Annotated in this window: 2 protein-coding genes; both read left to right on the top strand. The window is 62.7% G+C overall.

The genetic code is table 11. The features are described 5' to 3' along the window. Nucleotides 1-387, top strand: a 387-nt coding sequence (locus tag NKJ12_RS32085) for a zinc-binding dehydrogenase (protein ID WP_352707722.1), incomplete at its 5' end; no start/stop codon positions are given. Between the two features lie 69 nt (nt 388-456). Next, nucleotides 457-896, top strand: a 440-nt coding sequence (gfa, locus tag NKJ12_RS32090) for an S-(hydroxymethyl)glutathione synthase (RefSeq protein WP_352707724.1), incomplete at its 3' end; no start/stop codon positions are given.

The raw sequence follows: 896 nt of genomic DNA on the forward strand, positions 1-896 counted from the left end.
CATCTCGTCAACATGACCAAGCGCGGCGCCGACCAGATCGGCGGCGCCGACTACACCTTCGACTGCACCGGCAACACCAAGGTCATGCGGCAGGCGCTTGAAGCGTCGCATCGCGGCTGGGGCAAGTCGGTCGTCATCGGCGTTGCCGGCGCCGGCCAGGAGATCTCGACGCGGCCGTTCCAGCTGGTCACCGGCCGCACCTGGATGGGCACCGCCTTCGGCGGCGCGCGCGGCCGCACCGACGTGCCGAAGATCGTCGACTGGTACATGGCCGGCAAGATCGAGATCGATCCGATGATCACCCACACGCTGAAGCTCGAGGACATCAACAAGGGCTTTGACCTGATGCATGAAGGCAAGTCGATCAGGAGCGTGGTGGTTTACTGAGGAGGAGAAAGCCGCCGGCTAACCAGCCAACGGCCGAAAAATGCATGTTCAACACGGGAGGAGACAAAAATGCCGGAAAAACTGCATCCTAAAATCGACAATGGATTGCCACGGGAAAAGCCCGATTTTGCCGGCGGCACGCTGGTCTGCGCCTGCACCAGCAACCCGGTCAAGGTGAAGGTCAAGGGCCAGATCGCCCACAACCATGCCTGCGGCTGCACCAAATGCTGGAAGCCGGAAGGCGCGCTGTTCTCGGTCGTGGCGGTTGCCGGTACAAACGACGTGACGGTGACCGAAAACGGCGACAAGCTGAAGGTGGTCGATCCGGGCGCGCTGATCCTGCGCCATGCCTGCACCGGCTGCGGCGTCCACATGCACGGCCCGGTCGAGCGCGACCACGCTTTCAAGGGGCTGTCCTTCATCCATCCGGAACGCTTCCAGGAGGATGGCTGGTCGCCTCCGGGCTTCACCGCCTTTGTCTCGTCGATCATTGAATCCGGTGTCGATCC

Origin of the sequence: Mesorhizobium sp. M0195, assembly GCF_040322115.1 — a bacterium.
GTDB lineage: Bacteria > Pseudomonadota > Alphaproteobacteria > Rhizobiales > Rhizobiaceae > Mesorhizobium.